Source organism: Mesorhizobium sp. M2A.F.Ca.ET.037.01.1.1 (genome assembly GCF_003998075.1).
GTDB lineage: Bacteria > Pseudomonadota > Alphaproteobacteria > Rhizobiales > Rhizobiaceae > Mesorhizobium.
In genome coordinates this window covers 1-435 of record NZ_RZSA01001816.1, presented here as the reverse complement: position 1 = coordinate 435, position 435 = coordinate 1, and the positions used below count along the sequence as shown (strand labels likewise).

1 protein-coding gene is annotated in these 435 nt (G+C 65.5%); it reads right to left on the bottom strand.

Going from position 1 to position 435, the window contains the following annotated elements; translation table 11 throughout:
• Window positions 1-435 (bottom strand): NAD(P)(+) transhydrogenase (Re/Si-specific) subunit beta (locus tag EOA27_RS39960; protein WP_145970970.1); only part of this gene is annotated, 435 nt, incomplete at both ends.

Here is a 435-nt window from a genome sequence, read left to right as displayed (position 1 = left end):
CATCAGATAGGCGGCGTCGTCGGCCGAGCCTTGCTTGACGGTGCGCTCGATGCCGTCGTCGCTTGCTGCGGCCGTCTCGCCGCCGAAGCCGCCGAGGATGACCGAGATGAAGCTCCGGTTCATGCCCTTGCACATGATGTAGGACAGGATCGCGCCGGACGAGCCGACGAGCGCGCCGGTGATGATCAGCGCCAGGTTGCCGAGGGTGAAGCCAAGCGCTGCCGCCGCCCAGCCCGAATAGGAATTCAGCATCGACACCACGACCGGCATGTCGGCGCCGCCGATCGGGATGATCAACAGCACGCCGAGCACCAGCGAGGCGGCGACGATCAGCCAGAAGACGAGCTTGGACTCGGTGGTGACCAGAAGCACGATCAGCACCACCAGGGCGACGCCGAGGACGATGTTGATGAGGTGGCGGCCGCCGATCATGAT